This window comes from Paucibacter sp. DJ2R-2, assembly GCF_025717675.1.
Lineage (GTDB): Bacteria > Pseudomonadota > Gammaproteobacteria > Burkholderiales > Burkholderiaceae_C > Paucibacter_A.
Map to the genome: position 1 here is coordinate 37,931 of NZ_JAJIRT010000011.1, position 20,693 is coordinate 58,623.

At 64.5% G+C, this 20,693-nt stretch carries 12 protein-coding genes; 9 read left to right on the forward strand and 3 right to left on the reverse strand.

Annotated features, from left to right (window positions below; all coding sequences use genetic code 11):
* Nucleotides 1-5: 5 nt before the first annotated feature.
* From LNV28_RS20995 to LNV28_RS21020, 6 genes are all read left to right on the forward strand, one after another.
* A complete protein-coding gene (locus LNV28_RS20995) occupies nucleotides 6-1,433 on the forward strand; it encodes a TolC family protein (protein WP_263520055.1) in 1,428 nt (475 codons plus the stop codon).
* 49 nt (nucleotides 1,434-1,482) lie between these two features.
* The gene (locus LNV28_RS21000) at nucleotides 1,483-2,931 is read left to right on the forward strand and encodes a glycosyltransferase domain-containing protein (RefSeq protein WP_263520056.1); all 1,449 of its coding nucleotides are present in this window, start codon (nucleotides 1,483-1,485) and stop codon (nucleotides 2,929-2,931) included.
* A 137-nt stretch (nucleotides 2,932-3,068) separates the two neighbouring features.
* Nucleotides 3,069-3,989, forward strand: coding sequence for a glycosyltransferase family protein (locus LNV28_RS21005; protein WP_263520057.1), 921 nt, complete (start codon nucleotides 3,069-3,071; stop codon nucleotides 3,987-3,989).
* 12 nt (nucleotides 3,990-4,001) lie between these two features.
* Entirely contained in the window at nucleotides 4,002-4,505 is a 504-nt protein-coding gene (locus LNV28_RS21010; RefSeq protein ID WP_263520059.1) for a cupin domain-containing protein, read from the forward strand.
* A complete protein-coding gene (locus tag LNV28_RS21015; RefSeq protein ID WP_263520061.1) occupies nucleotides 4,502-5,656 on the forward strand; it encodes a DegT/DnrJ/EryC1/StrS family aminotransferase in 1,155 nt (384 codons plus the stop codon). The genes LNV28_RS21010 and LNV28_RS21015 overlap by 4 nt, the downstream gene beginning before the upstream one ends.
* A complete protein-coding gene (locus LNV28_RS21020; RefSeq protein ID WP_263520063.1) occupies nucleotides 5,640-6,455 on the forward strand; it encodes a class I SAM-dependent methyltransferase in 816 nt (271 codons plus the stop codon). The genes LNV28_RS21015 and LNV28_RS21020 overlap by 17 nt, the downstream gene beginning before the upstream one ends.
* A 65-nt stretch (nucleotides 6,456-6,520) precedes the next feature.
* Here LNV28_RS21020 and gmd read toward each other — a convergent pair whose 3' ends face one another.
* Complete coding sequence (gmd, locus tag LNV28_RS21025; protein ID WP_263520064.1) at nucleotides 6,521-7,654, reverse strand: GDP-mannose 4,6-dehydratase; 1,134 nt, start codon at nucleotides 7,652-7,654, stop codon at nucleotides 6,521-6,523.
* A gap of 245 nt (nucleotides 7,655-7,899) precedes the next feature.
* On the opposite strand from gmd, the gene LNV28_RS21030 reads away from it, so the two are divergent.
* From LNV28_RS21030 to LNV28_RS21040, 3 genes are read left to right on the forward strand one after another with little or no spacing between them, the layout of a single operon-like run.
* Complete coding sequence (locus LNV28_RS21030; RefSeq protein WP_263520065.1) at nucleotides 7,900-8,907, forward strand: WxcM-like domain-containing protein; 1,008 nt, start codon at nucleotides 7,900-7,902, stop codon at nucleotides 8,905-8,907.
* Nucleotides 8,904-10,016: a DegT/DnrJ/EryC1/StrS family aminotransferase gene (locus tag LNV28_RS21035; protein WP_263520066.1), complete on the forward strand. Its 1,113-nt coding sequence runs from the start codon at nucleotides 8,904-8,906 to the stop codon at nucleotides 10,014-10,016. Before LNV28_RS21030 ends, LNV28_RS21035 begins: the two co-directional genes overlap by 4 nt.
* Nucleotides 10,013-10,765, forward strand: coding sequence for an acyltransferase (locus tag LNV28_RS21040; protein WP_263520067.1), 753 nt, complete (start codon nucleotides 10,013-10,015; stop codon nucleotides 10,763-10,765). Before LNV28_RS21035 ends, LNV28_RS21040 begins: the two co-directional genes overlap by 4 nt.
* 9 nt (nucleotides 10,766-10,774) lie before the next feature.
* Here the strand turns inward: LNV28_RS21040 and LNV28_RS25115 are convergent, their stop codons facing one another.
* Nucleotides 10,775-11,272 carry an acyltransferase gene (locus tag LNV28_RS25115; protein ID WP_318013888.1) on the reverse strand — a complete coding sequence of 166 codons (498 nt, stop codon included), beginning with the start codon at nucleotides 11,270-11,272 and terminating at the stop codon, nucleotides 10,775-10,777.
* A 132-nt stretch (nucleotides 11,273-11,404) separates the two neighbouring features.
* Nucleotides 11,405-20,491 carry an SPM autocatalytic domain-containing protein gene (locus LNV28_RS21055; protein WP_263520068.1) on the reverse strand — a complete coding sequence of 3,029 codons (9,087 nt, stop codon included), beginning with the start codon at nucleotides 20,489-20,491 and terminating at the stop codon, nucleotides 11,405-11,407.
* Nucleotides 20,492-20,693 lie beyond the last annotated feature (202 nt).

Below are 20,693 nucleotides of genomic sequence, written 5' to 3' on the forward strand. Positions count from 1 at the left end.
ACGCCATGCTGCAGCACCTGCCCCTGCTGCTGGGCTTGTTCTGCCTGATGCCTCCCGCAGCTGCTGTGGCGCAGACGCGCGCCAAGGCGACCGCTGCCGCAGCCGCCAGCAAGGCCGCGAGCAAAGCCGCTCCGGCGCCCGCCGCCGAGCGCAGCGCCACACAGAGCCAGTGTGGCGAGGAAGACGCTTTGCCGTCCAGCTCGGGCCGCGACACCCAGATGCTCGATTCCAGCGCCATCGATCCGCGCAGCCAGCTGCAGGAGCTGGTGGACCGGGCCTTGCAGCGCAGCCAGTCATTGGGCGCGGCCACCTTGCTGGCGCAGGCCGCGCATGCCGACTGGCAGGAAGCGCGTGCGGCGCGCTTGCCCCAGATCAATTTGGGCGGATCGCTCAACCACATCGGGCTGAAGTCCGACAACCGGCCTCTGGAACATGGCATGCAGGGCCGCGCCATCCTCAGCATCAGTGCGCCACTCTATGACTTCGGCCGCACGGCACAGCTCGCCAACTGGCGCAGCCAGCTGGCCGAATCGGCCCGGCTGGGGCTGGCCAGCGCCGAGCAGCAGCTGGCCTTGCAGACGGTTGCCTTGGCCATGGACCGCAGCCGCTATCAGCTGCAAGCCCAGGTCTATGCGCAGTACGTGCGCAAGATGGCCTGCCTGGTGGAGGCCCTGGACACCATCGTCAAGGCGGACCGAGGCCGTGCCAGCGAACTGGTGCAGGCGACCAAGAACAAGCAGCAGGCCGAGCTGGCCGTGCAGCAGACCGATTCTGCACTGGCCCAGGTCGAAACCCAGCTGCGTCGCTTCGTCGGCGATCAGCTGCCGCGCAGTGCGGTTTATTCGGCCTTGCTGATTCAGGTACCCGATTTGTCCGAGATGCAGCGCGATGTGGCCTTGTCTCCCGAAGTGGGCCAACTCGACGCGCAGGCCAAGGCGCAGGCCAGCTACGCGGAATCAGTCGCCGCAGGCTACAAGCCGCAGATCAATGTCATCGGCACCAGCACGGCCATGGCCGGGATGAGCAAGGGCGGTGATTGGTCGGCCGGGCTCAGCGTGTCGATGCCCCTCTACAACGCCACGGCCGAGCCGGCCATCAGTGCGGCCCGCAAGCGGGCCCAAGCGGCAGTTTTGCAGCGCGAGGATGGCATCGAGGCGCGCCGTTACCGAATCGCCGACATCCATGAATCCGCGGTCTCGTCCTTCGACCGGGCGCGCCGTATTGTCGACATCCTGCGCAACAGCGACCGCTTGCGCGCCTCCACCTTGCAGCAGTGGCAGCAACTCGGGCGCCGCTCGCTGTTCGACGTGATGGGCAGCGAAGCCGACTATTTCTCCTTGCGGGTCGCCCATGTCAACGCCTTGTTCGACGGCCAGCAGGCGGTTGCCATGATGTGGTCCATGGGGCGCGGCGTGCTGACGCCGATTCGCTGAGCCGCGCTGCCTGCGTACCTTGCCCTTAGGCCTTGCTGACTGCTGAACCATGACGACGACTGCTGCCCGCCCACGCCTGGTTATCTACACCGTGCTGACCGGTTCCAAGGAGCCGCTGGGTGACCCGCTGGCCGGCATGCCGTCTGGCCTGCGCCAGGACAGCGACCTGGAGATCGGCTTCGTCTGCTTCACCGACAACCGGGCCTTGCGATCCGAGGTCTGGCAGTTCCGCTACATCGACGACATCCCTTTGCCGGCCGAGAAGCTCTCGCGTCGACCCAAGGCCTTGCCGCATGAGTATCTGCAGGACTGGGACTACAGCCTCTACGTCGACAACATCGTCGTCTTCAAACGTCTGCCGCAGCAGCGCGATCTGGCCCTCGATGCGCCGGAGTTCGCCGCCGGCAGCCCCGTCTTTCGCACCTTCCCGCACACCACCCGCAGCAACCCGCAGCAGGAGGCCGAGGCCATCATCCAGCTCGGCTACGAGAGCGCCGAACGCATTTGTGGTCAGCTTGATTTCTACGCCGGCAAGAAGGCGCTGGCCGAGATCACACCGCTGAGCACTTGCACGGTGATCCTGCGCCAGCACATGCACCCGACCCTGATCCGCTTCGGCCAAACCTGGTGGGAGCAGATCCTCAACTTCTGCAAGCGCGACCAGATGTCCTTCGATTTCGCGCGCCAGTGGAGTGGGGCGCAGATCCGCTACTTTGCCGGCCTTAAGCATGACAACGACTTGATTCAGAACTCGGCCAATATCAGCCCCAACCGGGTTCACGCCAACTTCGACGCCGTGCGTTACGCCTGGCAGCATCGCAGCGATGCGGCCGCGCAGAAGGATCCGCGTCAGCATTACCTGGATCATGGTCGGCATGAGGGCAAGCCGTTCAGCGCGCCCCTGGAGCTGCTGGAATTCCTCTGCCACCGCCATGGCTCCAGCCTCGGTTCGCGAATCGCGCCGCGCCGGCAGATGGCCAGCGCTTTGCAGCAGCTGCTGCAGCCGCGCCGCCAGGCCGGCGGTCGGCTCTTGCTGGTCCAGGTGGCGGCAGCCGGGCCGCTGGCCTTTGATGCCGAGGAGCGAGCCCGTGCCGAAGCCGCGCTGTGCGCTTTTCTGCCGGCCCATCGCGGCACGCGTATCGACTTGACCGAGGCCCAGTTGGCCGGCGGCCAGCTCGCCTTCCGGCCCGAGGACGGTGGCTTTGACATGGTGCTGGTGATCGGCGCGCCGGGTGCGTCTTTGCGCGCGATCCACACCTTGGTGGCCGGCGCGCTCTTGCCGAGCGGCCTGCTGTGCCTGCTGGGCAGCGAAGACTGCGAGCTGTCCGAGGTGGCGGCCGTGGAGGCGGCGCTGACGGCGCGCCTGGGCGGCACCGGCCGCTGCCGGGCCCAGCTCCATGGCGCGCAGCATGACGGCGCCACCGAGGCCCTGGCCAATGGCTTGCTGGCCTTTTCCTGGGCGCCTTCGGCGGCTGGCCCGGCCCTGGCGAAGAGCTGAGCGTCTTTCCCTTTGTTGTTTCGGGCGCCAGCCTTGGCGCCAAGGCTTACAGTGCACTCAGCTGGGCGCCTCGAGCCCTGCGTCCAGTGAGCGCCTTGCTGCTCGCTTCCACTGATTTCCACCACAGCTAGATCTGCATGCGCGTCAACGTTCTCAGTTATGAGCCGGCCGGTGGCTGGATTCTTTACGACTACGCCGCCCGCCTGGCCGCCGCGCTGGCGCCCCATGTGCAGGAGGCGGTGGTCGGTTTTTCGCAGATGCCGGGTTTTGATGTCACCCTGCATGTCAATTACGCCTGTCTGCGCCAGGTCCAGGTGCCAGGCCTGCACTGCACCATGGTGACCCATATCGACACGCCGGAGAAGTTTGCACTGGTGCAGGCCCAGGCGCGCGCTGGCATCTGGGGTTTGTGCATGTCCGAAGAAACGAGCCGACGGCTCAGCACCTTGACGGGTGTGCCCCGATTTGCGAACTTCGCACCACCGGCCATGCTGCCGGGTGAGCGGACCCGGCGTACCGTGATGGTCTCGGGCCGCCTGTATGAAGACGGCCGCAAGAACGAAGCCTGGGTGTCTGATTTCGCCCGGGCCTTCCGACCTGGCGATCTGCTGCTGCGTGTGATGGGCGCCGGCTGGGAGGCTCGCCTGGCCGAGCTGATCGCTGAGGGCTATCAGGTCGAGCACCAGCCGCAGTTCGAGCGCGGCCGCTATATCGACTGGCTGCGTAGCAGCGACTACCTGCTCTACACCGGCAACGACGAGGGCGCGCTCTCCACCCTGGATGCCTTGCTCTACGGCGTCACGCCCATCGTCACGGCACAGGGCTACCACCTGGAGCAAGAGGGCGACATCATCACCTACGCCACCCATGAGCAGCTCCTGGCGGTCGCCCAAGGCCTGCAGCGTGAGCTGGACGAGATCCACGCGCGCCGTCAGCGCCTCAGCGACTGGGACGGCTTCGCGCGTCGCCATGTGCAGCTGTGGCAAGGCTTGCTCGCTGCGCCGGCAGCCCCTGTCGATCCGGCCGCTGCGGTTCAGGCCGTGCCTGCAGTCGCTTGAGCCCAGGCCCCCATGACGCCGAACCCCGCCATGCCCCCTAGTCTGGAATCGATCGTGCACCAGGGCCTGAACCTGGCCTTGATCCTGCGACACCACCACCGCCAGGACGGCATCACTTTCTTCACCGGCGACGACAGCACCCAGCAGCTGGGCTATATGCATCGACCTCAGGGTTATGTGATTGCGCCCCATGTGCACCTGCCGGTGCCGCGTCAGGTGCAGTTCACCCAAGAAGTGCTGTTCATCAAGAGCGGCCGGGTGCGTGTGGACTTTTACAGCCCGGAGCAGCAGTACCTGCGCTCGGCGGTGCTGGAGGCCGGCGATGTGGTCTTGCTCGCCCAGGGCGGCCATGGCTTCGAGATGCTGGAGGCGGCCGAGATCATCGAGGTCAAGCAAGGCCCATATGCCGGCGACCGCGACAAGCTGCGCTTTTCCCCGGTTTCCGCCGCGGAGCTGAGAAGCGCCGAAATTTCCTCTGCCGCTGCGGCGGCCACGACCCAAGGAGCCGATCTGTGATCGCTGTCAATGAACCCCTGCTCGACGGCAACGAGCGTAAATACCTGCTGCAAGCCATCGACAGCGGCTGGATCTCGTCCGAAGGTCCCTTCATCACCGAGTTTGAAGCTGCTTTTGCCGCGCGTGTGCAGCGCCAGCATGCGATCGCCGTCAGCAATGGTTCGGTGGCACTCGATGCGGCCGTGGTGGCGCTCGGTATCGGCCCCGGCGACGAGGTGATTCTGCCCAGCTTCACCATCATTTCCTGCGCTGCGGCCATCGTGCGTGCCGGTGCCACGCCGGTGGTGGTCGACTGCGATCCGCTGACCTTCAATATGAGCGCAGCGGCGGTGGCCGCCCGCATCACGCCGCGCACCAAGGCAGTGATGGTGGTCCACCTCTACGGCCTGCCGGTCGATATGGACCCCTTGCTGGAATTGGTCCAGCGCCACGGCCTCAAGCTGATCGAGGATGCCGCCGAGATGCATGGCCAGACTTACAAGGGTCGGCCCTGTGGCAGCTTTGGCGACATTTCCACCTTCAGCTTCTACCCGAACAAGCACATCACCACGGGCGAGGGCGGCATGATTGTCTGCAACAGCCCCGAATTGGCCGCCCATTGCCGCAGCCTGCGCAACCTCTGCTTCAAGCCCGAGCAGCGCTTCGTCCATGAGGAGCTGGGCTGGAATATGCGCATGACCAATCTGCAAGCCGCCCTGGGCCTGGCCCAGCTCGAGCGCCTGGACGAGTTCGTGGCGCGCAAGCGCCGCATGGGTCAGCGCTACACCGAGCTGCTGGCCGGCACGCCGGGCCTTCAGCTGCCCGTGGCTCAGACTGCCGAGGCCGACAACATCTACTGGGTCTACCCCCTGGTGCTCGACGATGCGGTGCCGCTCGATGCCAAGGCCATGATGAAGGCCTTGGGTGAGCGGGGCATTGGCACACGTCCCTTCTTCTGGCCCATGCATGAACAGCCGGTCTTTCGCAAGATGGGACTCATGGCGGGCGAGTCGCATCCGGTGTCCGAGCGCATCGCCCGGCGCGGCTTCTACATTCCCAGCGGCCTGGCCTTGAGCGAAGAGCAGATGGTGACCTCGGCGCAGGCGGTGCGAGAGGTGATGGAACAGGCCATGAGTGCGACCCAGGAGCATGCCCATGTCCAGCACGCCTGAAATGGCGGCCGTGTCCGCCGACGCCCGTTTTGCGCTCTACACCCGCTACTACGACCTGCTCTACGCCGACAAGGACTATGCAGCCGAGGCCGCCTATGTGGCCGCTCTGATTCGTCAGCGCCTGCCGCAGGCCCGCCGGATCCTGGAGTTGGGCTGTGGCACCGGTGCCCATGCCGAGCATCTGGCTCGCCTGGGTTTCACGGTGCATGGCACCGACCTCAGCGACAGCATGCTGGCCCGCGCCGAGGCGCGCCGGGCCGCCTTGCCCGAGGAGCTGTCTGAACGCCTGAGCTTCGGACCCGGCGATGCCCGCGAGGTGCGCGTGGGGCAGGGCGGCGGAGCCGATTTCGACGCGGTCATCACCCTGTTCCATGTCATGAGCTACCAGACCAGCAATGCCGATCTGCAGGCCGCGCATGAGACCGCCGCCTGGCATCTGGCGCCCGGCGGTGTGTTCGTGCACGACCATTGGTATGGCCCGGCCGTGCTCAGTCAGCAGCCGCAGACGCGTGTGCGCCGGCTCGGCGATGCGCAGATGCGTGTCACCCGCCTGGCCGAGCCGGTCATGCACTGGTCGCGCAATGTCTGCGACGTCAACTACACCATGCTGGTCGAGCCCGCGGACGGCAGTCCCATGCAGCAGTTCCATGAAACCCACCCCATGCGCTACTTGTTTGCGCCCGAGTTGGAACTGATCGAAGGCGCGCGCTGGCGCGATGCGAAGCACCTGGCCTGGCTGGAGCAAGGCCAGCCGGACGCCCGCCACTGGGCCGCCGTGCGGGTTCTGAGCCTGGCCTGAAGTTCATGGCTCGCCCCATGAAGAAAGCCGCCCGAGGGCGGCTTCTTTGATGGCGCTGCGGCCGATTACTCGTGGTGGTCGTAGGCGTTGAAGCCGGCCAGTTTGACCAGGCTGTCGCGCTTGGCGGCCGTGTAGTCGCTCTGGACCATTTCCTTGACCATCTCTGCAAACGTGATCTGTGGCTGCCAGCCGAGCTTGTCTCGCGCCTTGCCGGCATCGCCCAGCAGAGTCTCCACCTCGGTGGGGCGGAAGTAGCCGGGGTCCACGCGCACGATCACATCGCCGGGCTTGCAGCGCGGCGGCAGATTGCGGGTCAGCTCGGTCTTGGCCACGGCCGTCACCACGCCAACCTCGTCCACGCCCTGGCCCTGGAACTCAATCGTCAGGCCCAGTTCGGCGCCGGCACGCTGGACGAAATCGCGCACGCTGTGCTGTACGCCAGTGGCGACGACGAAGTCCTCGGCTACCTCTTGCTGCAACATCAGCCATTGCATATGGACATAGTCTTTGGCATGGCCCCAGTCGCGCAGGGCGCTCAAATTGCCCAGGTAGAGGCAGTTCTGCGTGCCGATGGCGATGCGGGCGATGGCGCGGCTGATCTTGCGGGTGACGAAGGTTTCACCGCGCACCGGGCTTTCGTGGTTGAACAGGATGCCGTTGCAGGCATACATGCCGTAAGCCTCGCGGTAATTGACCGTGATCCAGTAGGCGTAGAGCTTGGCCACGGCATAGGGGCTGCGCGGGTAGAAGGGCGTGCTTTCGCGCTGCGGGGTTTCTTGCACCAGGCCGTAGAGCTCGGAGGTGCTGGCCTGGTAGAAACGGGTCTTTTTCTCCAGCCCTAGGATGCGGATGGCCTCCAGCAGGCGCAGGGTGCCGATGCCATCGACATCGGCCGTGTACTCGGGTTGCTCGAAGCTGACGCCCACATGGCTCATGGCGCCCAGGTTGTAGATCTCGTCAGGCTGCACCTGCTGGACGATGCGGATCAGATTGGTGCTGTCGGACAGGTCGCCGTAATGCAGTTGCAGGCGCGGGTCGGGTTCATGCGGGTCCTGGTACAGATGGTCGACACGGTCGGTGTTGAACATGCTGGAGCGGCGCTTGATGCCGTGGACCTTGTAGCCCTTGTCCAGCAGCAGCTCGGCCAGGTAGGCGCCGTCCTGGCCTGTCACGCCGGTGATCAGTGCGGTTTTGCTCATGAATGTCCCTTGCTGTACATGCCGTGAAGAATAGGGCCTGTCCGGTCGCCCAGATCCTGCGAACAGTCACCGGCAGCGGCCTCAATTCCCCGAGCGGCCGGCCGATACCTCCGGCCGCCCGAGTTGTGCCGTAATTCTCGCCTTCAACGGTGCATTGGCCCGGCCGTGATCGGCTATCTTTGCTCCGGTCGAGGGTGCGGCTTGTGCGGCACCCGGTTTTCCAGGAACAGCAGCGAGCCCCCTCTATGCCCAGCCACAGCGCCCCGCCGCCCGCGGACCTCCGCAAACTGCTCGATGTCTATGTGCACCCGCAGGCCCTGGTCGAATCGCAACAGATCGGCGCCGGCAGCCGGGTCTGGGCCTTCAGCCATGTCCTGCCCGGTGCGCGCATCGGTTGCGATGCCAATATCTGCGACCATGTCTTCATCGAGAACGATGTCGTGGTCGGCGACCGGGTCACCGTCAAGTGCGGGGTGCAGCTCTGGGACGGCGTACGCATCGAGGACGATGTCTTCATCGGCCCCAATGTCACCTTTTCCAACGATGCCTTCCCGCGCAGCAAGCAGCGGCCCGAGCGCTTCGTTCAGACCCTGGTGCGCAAGGGCGCCAGCATCGGCTCCAACGCCACCATCCGCCCCGGTCTGACCATCGGTGCCAACGCCCTGGTCAGCGACGGCGCGGTGGTCACCCGCGATGTGCCGCCGAACGCCATCGTCGCCGGCAACCCCGCCCACATCACCGGTTACGCCAACACACCGCATCTCGACCTGCCGGGCCAGACCGTGGCGGCCGGGCCGGCAGCGGCGGCTGCAGAGTTGCCGCGTCTGAATGTGGCCCGCGCCACCTTGCACCGCCTGCCCAAGATCGTGGACATGCGCGGCGCCTTGTCCTTTGGCGAGATCGGTGCCCATCTGCCCTTCACGCCGCAGCGCTTCTTCATGGTCTACGACGTGCCCAGCCGCGAGGTGCGGGGCGAGCATGCGCACCGGGCCTGCCACCAGTTCCTGGTCTGCGTCAAAGGTTCGGTCGGCTTGGTGGTGGACGACGGCACCGGGCAGCGCGACGAGATCCTGCTCGACAGTGCCCGCCTGGGCCTGCACATCCCGCCCATGGTTTGGGGCATCCAATACCAGTTTTCGGCCGATGCCGTGCTGCTGGTGCTGGCTTCGGACACCTATGCCGCCGACGACTACATCCGCAACTACGACGAATTCCTGGCTGCCGTGGCGGCCGGCGCGGGAGGCCAGGCATGAGTGCCGCTGAAATCACGGTTCCCTTTTTGAATCTGCAGCCGGCCTACCGTGAGGCCCAGGCCGATATCGACGCGGCCCTCTTGCGCGTGGCCGGCAGCGGCTGGTTCTTGCTCGGCCAGGAGTTGCAGACCTTCGAGCGTTTCTATGCGGAGTTCTGCGGCAGCGCCCATTGCGCCGGCGTGGCCAACGGCCTCGATGCGCTGACCCTGAGCCTGCGCGCACTTGGCGTGGGCGAGGGCGACGAGGTGATCGTGCCCTCCAACACCTATGTGGCGACCTGGCTGGCCGTCAGCCAGTGCGGCGCCCGCCCGGTGCCGGTGGAACCCGATCCGCGCAGCTACAACATCGACCCGGCCGGCATCGCGGCGGTCATCACGCCGCGCAGCAAGGTCATCCTGCCCGTCCATCTCTACGGCCTGCCGGCCGAGATGGACGCCATCCAAGCCCTGGCGCAGCGCCATGGGCTCAAGGTGCTGGATGACTGCGCGCAAGCCCATGCGGCCCGCTACCGCGGCCGGCCCGTGGGCAGCCTGGCTGACATCTCGGCCTGGAGCTTCTACCCGGGCAAGAACCTCGGTGCCATGGGCGATGGCGGCGGCGTCACCTGCAGCAGCCCTGAGCTTGACGCTCAGGTTCGGGTGTTGCGCAATTACGGCTCCCGCGTGAAGTACCACAACGAGGTCAAAGGCATCAACTCACGCTTGGACGAGATCCAGGCCGCCGTGCTGGCCGCCAAGCTGCCCCATCTGCGCGCGGCCACCGAGGCGCGCCGCCGCATCGCCGCCCAGCTGCTCGATGGCCTGGCCGGCTTGCCACTGCAACTGCCGATTGAACCTGAGGGCTTCGAATCGGCCTGGCATTTGTTCGTGGTCCGTCACGATGCGCGCGACCGGCTTCAGGCCGACTTGCAGGCCCAAGGCATCGGCACCCTGATCCATTACCCGGTGCCGCCGCATTTGCAGCCGGCCTATGCCGAGCTGGGCTACGGCCCCGGTGACTTCCCCATTGCCGAAGCCATCCACAGCCAGGTGCTCAGCCTGCCGCTCTGGCCGGGCATGAGCGAGGCGCAGGTGCAGCGAGTGATTGCGGCCGTGAGGGCCTCGGCATGAGTGGCGGCTCCGGGACGGGAAACAGCGCCGGCTTCCAGCAACGCGGCAGCGGCAACCGGGTCAGCGTGGGCGCCAATGTCGAGCTGCTCGGTTATGTCAACGGTGACAACAACCAGATCGAGATTCGCGAAACCGCCGGTGCCTCCAAGCTGCATCTCTTCATCAATGGCGACAACAACCGCGTCTTCATCGACCGCGACTCCGAGATCAAGGGACTGGGCATTTGCTGCGGCAACCACATCCGGGCTCACAACACCGTGATCCAGATCGGCCCGGAGTTCACCATCGAGGCGGGCGGCCGCTTCTTTCTCTACAACTCCGGCAATCGCCTGACGATAGGCCGCGAGTGCATGTTTTCCAGCTCCATCACCTTGCGCTGCGGCGAATCACCGCATCTGATCTTCGACAGTGAGAGCGGTGCCTATCTGGACATCAGCGAAGGCGTCGAGGTCGGCGACCATGTCTGGGTGGGTGAGGGCGTCTACATCACGAAATCAGTGAGCATCGCCGACGAGACCGTGGTCGGCGCTTGCAGCGTGGTGACCAAGCGTTTCAGCCAAACCCATGTGGCCCTGGCCGGCAACCCGGCCCGGGTTGTGCGCGAGCATGTGCAGTGGATCCGCAACCCCGGCCTGCTGCAGCCGGGCAGCGCCTACCACGCCAGCTACCACGCTCAGGCGGCGCTGTTTCCGCAGCCGCTGACTGGTGATGATCCTGCGGCCATGGCGCCGCCCTTGGCTGCGCTCTAGCGCCTCAGTTCATTCCGGGTTGCCAGGCGTCGGAACCGGCCCGCGGGAGCGTGCCGGGTTGCCGACCCAGAGTTCGCCTGCAGGCACATCACGCGTCACCACGCTGCCGGCGCCCACCATGGCGCCCGCGCCGATGCGCAGGCCGCCCAGGATGGTCGCGTTGGCGCCGATCGAGGCTCCCGCTTCGATCACCGTGCGCTGAAAAGCTGCCGGGTACTGCTTGGAGCGAGGCAGCCGGTCATTGGTGAAGGTGACATTGGGGCCGATGAAGACACCGTCGGCCGCGCTCAGGCCGTCCCAGAGCTGCACCCCGCACTTGACCGTCACCCGGTCGCCCAGCTGCACATCGTTCTCGATGAAGACCTGTGCATTGATATTGCAATCACGGCCGATGCGCGCGCCCGCTAGTACCACACAGAACTGCCAGATCTGAGTGCCGGCCCCGATCTGGGTCGTCTGTACATCGGCCAGGGGATGGATGCGGGGGGGCGGCGATGTCTCGGTCATGGCTGTGGCGTGGCTGAACTTCCAGGTGGCGCAGCATAAAGGAAACGCGGCCCCGGCGGCGACTGGAGAGTCACCGTCGGGGCCGCGTTCGGCTGGGCCACATGGGCCCGGCCGTTCTTGCCGAGCTCAGGCTCAGATCAGAGGCGTGATGCGATCAAGGTCGTCGTCGTCCAGCTTGGTCTTGTGGACAAAGTGGGTTTCCGGCGCCGCATGCTCCAGCTTGCTGCCCTGGACCGCGCTGCCATCGCCGAGCAAGGTGCCCGCCGGTCCGGCCAGCAAGTCGCCCAGGCTTGGCGGCGCCGCATCGGCCGCACCGTCTTTCGGCAGGTCCTTGGCGAACCAGACGTCAGCCATGCTGTGGGTCTGACCGTCGCTGGTCTTGTAGTCGGACACCAGACCCACCAGATTGCCGTTGTCGATCGTGCTATTGGCTTGCGAGGCCAAATTCAGCTCGGTGATGCCCAGCTCCTGCAAGGACTTCAACTCGCCGCCATCGGTCTTGCCGTCATGGTTGGCATCGACCCAGACCTTGAGCTCGCCCCATTCTTTGTCAAGGATGCTGAGCTTGCCGTCGTGGTTGGCATCCAGGGCGGACATCGCGGCGTAGCCGTCGGCCGCGCGGTGACCGTCAGCCAGCACGGTGCCCGAGCCGAACAGCTCCTTGCCGTTGTTGATCACACCGTCACCGTTGACATCGCGGACCAGCAGACCGTCGTTGCCGCCGACCCAACCCCACTTCTGGACCGTGCCGGTGCCGTAGGTGTCGAAGTTGACACCGTTGGCGGCAGACAAGGTGTTGATGCCGTTGCCGTCCAGATCCAGCACGATCGGCGTGGCCAGGTAGAGACCGTCGAGCTGGGCTGCCGTCAGCGAAGCCAGGGCCTCGGTCTGGAAGGCATAGACCTGAGTCATGTTCAGCTTGGCCAAGTCTTCGGCATCGAAGCCCTTGATCTGGTCCGAGGTGATGCTGGCAATCTGATCCGTGGTCAGGCCGGCCATCTGGCCCGTGGTGAAGGCCTTGATGTCATCGGTCTGGAAGGCTCGGAACTGATCCGTGCTCAAGCTGCCCAGCTGGGTTGAGGTGAAGGCGGCGATCTGGGCGGTGCCCAGGGCGTTGATTTCCTCGGTGCCCAGGGTGGCCAGGTGGCCGGTCGTGATCGCCTGCAACTGGGTCGTCGACATCGCAATGATGTGGTCGGACGTCAGGGCATCGAACTGATCAGTGGACAGGCTGCGCAAGGCCGTCGTCGTCATCGCCTTCAGATCATCCGTGGCCAGGATGTGCACTTGCTCGGTGGTGAAGCCTGCCACCTGAGCACTGGTCAGGGAGTTGGCCTGAGCGGTGGTCAGCGCCACGATCTGGTCGGTGGTCAGGACTGCCAACTGCACCGAACTCAAGCCGCGGAAGCCGGCGGTCCCGATGGCTGCGAAGTCATCGGTGGTCAGCGCTGCGAACTGGTCGGTGGTCAGTGCCGCAACCTGGCTGGAGCTGATGGCCTTGAACTGGCTGCTGGTCAGCGAGTTCAAGTCTTCAGTGCTCCAGGTCTGGATCTGCGTGCTGGTCAGTGCGTTGACCTGGGCGGTGGTCAGGGTGGCGATTTGGTCCGAAGTCAAGGCCCCCAGTTGATCGGAGTTCAAAGCGCGCAGGGCGCCAGTGTTCAAGGTCTTGAGATCATCGGTGGCCAGGATGGAGATCTGCTCGGTCGTCAAACCTGCAACCTGGGCGCTGTTCAAGGATGCCGCTTGTGCCGTGGTCAGGGCAATCACCTGGTCGGTGGTCAGCACCGCAACCTGGGATGAGCTCAGGCCGCGCATGCCACTGGTGCCGATGGCGGCAAAGTCATCCGTGGTGAGCGCCGCCACTTGATCGGTCGTGAGAGCTGCCACTTGGCCGGAGCTGATGGCTTTGAACTGGTCGGAACTCAAAGCATTGAGGTCCTCGGTGCTCCAGTTCTGGATCTGCGTGCTGGTCAGGGCATTGACCTGTGCGGTGCTCAGGCTCGGGATCTGATCTGAGGTCAGTGCACCCAACTGATCTGAACTCAGTGCGCGCAGCGCGCCGGTGTTGAGTGCCTTCAAATCATCGGTTGCGAGTACGGCGATCTGTTCGGTGCTCAGGCCGGCCACTTGCGCGCTGCTCAGCGAAGCCGCTTGAGATGTGGTCAGGGCGACGATCTGATCGGTCGTCAACACAGCCACCTGAGCCGAGCTCAGACCACGCAGGCCACTGGTGCCGATGGCTGCGAAGTCATCGGTGGTCAGAGCCGCCACCTGGTCGGTGGTGAAGGCCGCCACTTGGCCGGAGCTGATGGCCTTGAACTGCGTGCTGGTCAGGGCATTCAGGTCCTCAGTGCTGAGCGCCTGGATCTGCGTGCTGGTCAGGGCGTTGACCTGTGCCGTGGTCAGTTCGGCGAACTGATCCGAGGTCAGAGAGCCCAACTGGTCGGAGTTCAGGGCTCGCAGTGCGCCCGTGTTGATGGCCTTCAGGTCATCGGTGGCGATCAGGGCGATCTGCTCGGTGGTCAGTCCAGCGACCTGGGCACTGTTCAGCGATGCCGTCTGAGCGGTGGTCAGGGCCACGATCTGGTCGGTCGTCAGGACGCTGACCTGGGCCGAGGTCAGGCCTCGCAGGCCGGCGGTGCTGATGGCCGCAAAGTCGTCAGTGGTCAGGGCCGCGACCTGGTCGGTGGTCATGGCTGCCACTTGACCGGAGCTCATGGCCTTGAACTGAGCGCTGGTCAAGGCGTTCAAGTCTTCCGTGCTGAGCGTCTGGATCTGGACACTGGTCAGCGCAGCGACTTGGGCGGTCGTCAGCTCAGCCAGCTGGTCCGAGGTCAATGCACCCAGTTGTTCGGAGTTCAGGGCTCGCAGGGCACCGGTGTTGATCGCTTTCAGGTCATCGGTGGCGATCACAGCCATCTGCTCGCTGGTCAAGCCGGCGACTTGGGCGCTGTTCAGCGAAGCCGATTGCGCCGTCGTCAAGGCCACCACCTGATCGGTCGTCAGCACAGCAATCTGGGCCGAGCTCAGTCCGCGCAGACCTCCGGTGCCAATGGAAGCGAAGTCGTCCGTGGTCAGAGCCGCGACCTGATCCGTCGTGAACGCTGCCACCTGGCCGGAGCTGATGGCCTTGAACTGATCCGAGGTCAGCGCGTTGAGGTCCTCGGTGCTGAGGGTCTGAATCTGCGCGCTGGTCAAGGCATTGACCTGGGCGGTGCTGAGGGTAGCGATCTGGTCCGAGGTCAGCGAGCCGAGTTGCTCGGAGTTCAGTGCTCGCAAGGCGCCCGTGTTGATGGCCTTGAGGTCGTCGGTGGCCAGAATTGCGATCTGCTCGCTGGTCAGGCCGGTGACTTGGGCGCTGTTGAGCGAAGCTGCTTGTGCCGTGGTCAGGGCCACGATCTGATCCGTGGTCAATACCGCAACTTGGCTCGAACCCAGACCGCGCAGACCGGCCGTGCCGATGGCTGCGAAATCATCGGTGGTCAAAGCCGCGACCTGGTCGGTCGTGAAAGCTGCCACCTGACCCGAGCTGATGGCCTTGAACTGGGTGCTGGTCAGCGCGTTCAAGTCCTCGGTGCTGAGGGTCTGAATCTGGCTGCTGGTCAGGGCGTTGACCTGAGCCGTGGTCAGTTCGGCCAACTGGTCCGAAGTCAACGCACCGAGTTGCTCGGAATTCAGCGCCCTCAGGGCACCCGTGTTGATGGCCTTGAGGTCGTCGGTGGCGATCACGGCCATTTGTTCGCTGGTCAAGCCGGCGACTTGGGCGCTGTTCAGCGAAGCCGATTGCGCCGTCGTCAAGGCCACCACTTGATCGGTGGTGAGTACAGCAATCTGGGCCGAGTTCAGTCCGCGCAGACCGCCAGTGCCGATGGCCGCGAAGTCATCCGTGGTCAGGGCCGCCACTTGGTCGGTGGTGAAGGCTGCCACTTGGCCGGAGCTGATGGCCTTGAACTGATCGGAACTCAGGGCGTTCAGGTCCTCGGTGCTGAGGGTCTGGATCTGCACGCTGGTCAGAGCGTTGACCTGGGCGGTTGTCAGCGTCGCGAGTTGGTCGGAGGTCAGAGCGCCGAGTTGCTCAGAATTCAGAGCCCGCAGTGCACCGGTGTTGATGGCCTTCAGGTCATCGGTGGCGATGATGGCCATCTGCTCGCTCGTCAAGCCGGTCACCTGGGCGCTATTCAGCGAGGTGGTCTGCGCCGTGGTCAAGGCGACGATCTGGTCGGTGGTCAGTACCGCGACCTGGCTCGAGCTCAAGCCACGCAGGCCGGATGTGCCGATGGCGGCAAAGTCGTCCGTGGTCAGAGCAGAGATTTGGTCCGTCGTGATGGCCGCAACCTGTGCCGAGCTGATGGCCTTGAACTGAGTGCTGGTCAGCGCATTCAGGTCCTCGGTACTGAGGGTCTGGATCTGGCTGCTGGTCAAAGCGTTGACCTGGGCCGTGGTCAGTTCGGCCAGTTGATCCGAGGTCAGGGAGCCCAGTTGCTCGGAATTCAGGGCGCGCAAGGCTCCGGTGTTGATCGCCTTGAGGTCATCCGTGGCGATGATGGCCATTTGCTCGCTGGTCAAGCCGGTGACCTGAGCACTGTTGAGCGATGCGGCCTGGGCGGTGGTCAGGGCCACGATCTGGTCGGTGGTCAGGACGCCGACCTGGCTCGAGCTCAGACCGCGCAGGCCGCTGGTGCCGATGGCTGCGAAGTCATCGGTGGTCAGGGCAGCGACTTGGTCAGTCGTGAGCGCTGCAATCTGGCCGGAGCTGATGGCTTTGAACTGGTCCGAGGTCAGGGCGTTGAGGTCTTCGGTGCTGAGACTCTGGATCTGAGTGCTGGTCAAGGCGTTGACCTGAGCGGTCGTCAGCGTAGCGATCTGGTCCGAAGTCAAGGACCCCAGCTGCTCGGAGTTCAGGGCACGCAAGGCGCCAGTGTTGATGGCTTTCAGATCATCGGTGGCCAGGATGGCGATTTGATCGCTGCTCAGGCCTGCGACTTGTGCACTGTTCAACGAAGCGGCTTGAGCGGTCGTCAGGGCCACGACCTGATCGGTCGTCAGCACGCTGACTTGAGCCGAACTCAGGCCGCGCAGGCCGCCGGTTCCGATAGCTGAGAAGTCATCGGTGGTTAGGGCCGCCACTTGGTCAGTGGTGAAGGCTGCGACCTGGGCCGAGCTTATGGCCTTGAACTGGGTGCTGGTCAGCGCATTCAGGTCCTCGGTACTCAGGCCTTGGATCTGGGTGCTGGTCAGCGCATTCACCTGGGCGGTGCTCAACTCTGCGAGTTGATCCGAGGTCAGGGAGCCCAGTTGCTCGGAATTCAGGGCGCGCAAGGCTCCTGTGTTGATGGCCTTCAAGTCATCGGTGGCGATGACAGCCATCTGTTCGCTGGTCAAGCCGAGGACCTGAGCGCTGTTCAGTGAGGCGGTTTGGGCCGTGGTCAGGGCCACGATCTGATCGGTGGTCAGCACGCCCACTTGGACGGAGCTGAGGCCGCGCAGGCCGCCTGTGCCGATCGCCGCGAAGTCATCCGTGGTCAGGGCAGCGATCTGGTCGGTGGTGATGGCGGCCACCTGACCGGAGCTGATGGCCTTGAACTGGGTGCTGGTCAGCGCGTTCAGGTCTTCGGTGCTCAGGTTCTGAATCTGAGTGCTGGTCAGGGCATTGACCTGAGCCGTGCTCAATGCAGCGATCTGGTCCGAGGTCAAGGCGCCCAGTTGTTCAGAGTTGAGGGCGCGCAGGGCACCCGTGTTGATGGCCTTCAGGTCATCAGTGGCGATGATGGCCATCTGTTCGCTGGTCAAGCCAGCCACCTGAGCGCTGTTCAGCGATGCCATCTGCGCTGTAGTCAGCGCCACCACCTGGTCTGTCGTCAAAACGCCGACCTGGGCCGATGTCAGGCCGCGCAGGCCGCCAGTGCCGATCGATGCGAAGTCATCTGTGGTCAGGGCCGCGACTTGGTCGGTGGTCATGGCCGCCACTTGGGCCGAGCTGATGGCCTTGAATTGGTCCGAAGTCAGTGCATTGAGGTCTTCGGTGCTCCAGCTCTGGATCTGGGCGCTGGTCAGGGCGTTGACCTGGGTGGTGGTCAGGGATGCGATCTGGTCCGAGGTCAAGGAACCGAGCTGCTCCGAGTTCAGAGCACGCAGCGCGCCGGTGTTGATGGCCTTAAGGTCATCAGTGGCGATGATGGCGATCTGTTCGCTGGTCAAGCCGGCCACCTGAGCGCTGTTCAGCGAGGCGGTCTGGGCCGTGGTCAGGGCCACCACCTGGTCTGTCGTCAAAACGCCGACCTGGGCCGATGTCAGTCCGCGCAGGCCACCGGTGCCGATGGCCGCGAAATCATCCGTGGTCAGGGCCGCGACCTGGTCGGTCGTGAAGGCGCCGACCTGGCCCGAGCTGATGGCCTTGAACTGCGTGCTGGTCAAGGAATTCAGGTCCTCGGTGCTGAGGCTCTGAATCTGGCTGCTGGTCAGGGCATTGACCTGGGCGGTGGTGAGCTCGGCAAACTGGTCCGAAGTGAGGGAGCCCAGTTGCTCGGAGTTCAACGCGCGCAAGGCTGCCGTGCTCAGGGCCTTGAGGTCGTCGGTCACCAGGATCGGCGCCTGTTCGCTGGTCAGGCCCGCCACTTGTGCGCTGTTCAGCGCGGCCGTCTGCGCGGTGGTCAGTGCCACGATCTGGTCGGTGGTCAGGACAGCAAGCTGTGCCGAGCTGAGGCCGCGGATACCTCCGGTGCCAATGGATGCAAAGTCATCGGTGGTGAGTGCCGCCACTTGGTCGGTGGTCAAGGCCGCCACCTGAGCCGAACTGATGGCCTTGAATTGATCCGAGGTCAGGGAATTCAGGTCTTCCGTGCTGAGAGTCTGGATCTGGCTGCTGGTCAGTGCATTGACTTGCGCAGTTGTCAAAGTCGCAATCTGGTCCGAGGTCAGCGAGCCCAGTTGTTCAGAGTTCAACGCGCGCAGAGCGCTGGTGTTGATGGCCTTCAGGTCATCGGTCGCCAGGACCGCAATCTGATCACTGCTGAGACCAGCCACTTGGGCGCTGTTCAAGGAGGCGGTTTGCGCAGTGGTCAACGCGACGATCTGGTCCGTCGTCAGGACGCCAATCTGGGTTGAGCTCAGTCCGCGCAAGCCACCGGTGCCAATGGCGGAGAAGTCCTCTGTCGTCAGAGCCGCCACCTGGTCGGTGGTCAGCGCCGCTATCTGGGCCGAAGTCATGGCCTTGAATTGACTGCTGGTCAGGGCATTCAAATCCTCGGTGCTGAGGCTCTGAATCTGCACGCTGGTCAGGGCGTTCACTTGAGCCGTCGTCAGCGCAGCAAGTTGGTCCGAGGTCAAGGATCCGAGTTGTTCGGAATTCAGGGCTCGCAAGGCGCCGGTGTTGATGGCCTTGAGGTCATCGGTGGCGATGGCAGCCATTTGGTCGCTGGTCAGGCCGGCGACCTGGGCGCTGTTCAGTGCAGCCGTCTGGGCCGTGGTCAAGGCCACAATCTGGTCGGTGCCCAGCACTGCAACTTGTGTCGATGTCAGGCCGCGCAAGCCGCTCGTGCCGATGGCGGCAAAGTCGTCGGTGCTGAGTGCCTGAACTTGGTCGGTTGTCAAGGCTCCAATCTGGCTGGAGCCGATGGCCTTGAACTGATCAGAGCTCAGCGCGTCGATGTCTTCGGTGCTGAGGTTCTGGATCTGTGTGCTGGTCAGTGCATTGACCTGGGCCGTTGTCAGGTTGGGAATTTGGTCCGAGGTCAGCGAACCCAGTTGTTCGGAATTGAGCGCACGCAGGGCGCCGGTGTTGATGGCCTTGAGGTCATCGGTGGCGATGACGGCCATTTGGTCGCTGGTCAGTCCGGCGACCTGGGCACTGTTCAGCGATGCCGCTTGGGCAGTGGTCAGGGCGACGATCTGGTCGGTGGTCAGGACGGCGACTTGGCTCGAAGTCAGGCCACGCAGGCCGGCGGTGCCGATGGAGGACAGGTCTTCGGTGCTCAGTGCGGCGATTTGGTCGCTCGTCATGGCACCAACCTGGGCCGAGCTGATGGCCTTGAATTGCGTCGTGGTCAACGCATCCAGGTCTTCGGTGCTCAGATTCTGAATTTGCGTGCTGGTCAGCGCGTTGACTTGCGCGGTGGTCAAGGCAGCGAGCTGGTCAGAGCTCAGCGAACCCAGCTGTTCGGAGTTCAGGGCGCGCAAGGCACCGGAATTGATGACCTTGAGATCATCGGTGGCGAGAGCGGCAATCTGGTCGCTGGTCAGCCCGGTGACCTGGGCACTGTTCAGTGAGGCGGTTTGGGCCGTCGTCAGGGCCACAATCTGGTCCGTGGTCAATACCGCAAGCTGTGCCGATGTCAGGCCACGCAAGCCACCGGTGCCGATGGAGGCGAAGTCATCCGTCGTCAGGGCAGCCACCTGGTCGGTGGTCATGGCCGCAACCTGGCCCGAGCTGATGGCCTTGAACTGGTCAGAGCTCAGTGCGTTCAGATCCTCGGTGCTGAGGGTCTGGATCTGACTGCTGGTCAGGGCATTGACCTGGGCCGTGGTCAGCGTGGCGATCTGGTCCGAGGTCAGGGAACCGAGCTGCTCGGAGTTCAGTGCGCGCAGGGCGGCCGTGTTGAGCGCCTTGAGGTCGTCGGTGGCGAGCGTGGCGATCTGATCGCTGGTCAGACCGACCACCTGAGCGCTGGTCAGCGAGGCGGTCTGGGCCGTGGTCAGCGCAACGATTTGGTCGGTGGTCAGGACGCCGAGCTGGGTCGAGGCGAGGCCTCGCATGCCGGCGGTGCCGATCGCGGCGAAGTCATCGGTGTTCAGGGCTGCGACTTGGTCGGTCGACAGCGCATTCATCTGGGCCGAGCTGATGGCCTTGAACTGCGCCGTGGTGAAGGCGTTCAGGTCTTCGGTGCTCAGATTGCGGATTTGCGAGCTGGTCAGGAAGTTGACCTGCGCCGTGGTCAGCGAGCCCAGCTGATCGGAGCTCAAATTGCCCAATTTGGCGTCGTCCAGCGAGCGAATCGCCGCGCTGCTCAGGGCGCGCAGGTCCTCGGTCTGGATGAAGACCACCTGGTCGCTGCTCAGTGAACTGATGGCGAAAGTACCCAGCGAGGCGAACTGCTTGGTCGTCATCGCCATGATCTGATCGCTGCTGAAGGCCGCCCAGTCCTCGGACGTGAAGCGCGACAGAGTACGGGTAGACAGGCCAGCGATCTGTTCTGTCGAGTAGCCGGGGATGAGTGTAGGCATGGTGGGCTCGCTTGGTTTGTTCCAGGAGCAGAGAACCTTGCGAGTTCACTGCTGCTTTGTATTACGCATCTCTTGAACGGCGACCGTTCTAGCTGGCGGGTTGCCTGCGCCGCAGGGACTGCGAAGCGCTGGCGGGCTGAAGTGATCGCGCTTCCAAGTTGCGAGAACACGGGACATTTCTGACTCGGTGGGAAGGGTGGCT